Origin of the sequence: Jeotgalibacillus sp. ET6 (assembly GCF_029667115.1) — a bacterium.
Lineage (GTDB): Bacteria > Bacillota > Bacilli > Bacillales > Jeotgalibacillaceae > Jeotgalibacillus.
In genome coordinates this window covers 1-246 of the sequence record NZ_JARUIU010000223.1, presented here as the reverse complement: position 1 = coordinate 246, position 246 = coordinate 1, and the positions used below count along the sequence as shown (strand labels likewise).

The 246-nt window shown below is 39.8% G+C and carries 1 protein-coding gene; it reads left to right on the top strand.

From position 1 onward, the window contains the following. Positions 1-246 (top strand): hypothetical protein (locus P6709_RS20190; RefSeq protein WP_278242670.1); only part of this gene is annotated, 246 nt, incomplete at both ends.

The window sequence follows — 246 nt, the reverse complement described above, 5'->3', positions numbered from 1 at the left end:
AGTGCACTTAATAGCGGGCTTTTCTACATCTTTAAAGCGGACTTCTTTCCAAGCATAAAGACGCTGTGCTTATTTTTATGGGAGCAGGAAAGTCTTCTAACAGCAAAGATCGTACCTTTTACTTTGCTGCAACTTATTTGTTTTAAAACGTCACAAACCTTGCTGCCGGTTAATGAAGAGCGTACGCTTTTCGCAGAAGCAAGTTTCCGCTTAAATCATAAGAAGTTAAGCTACAGTCAAAATCCG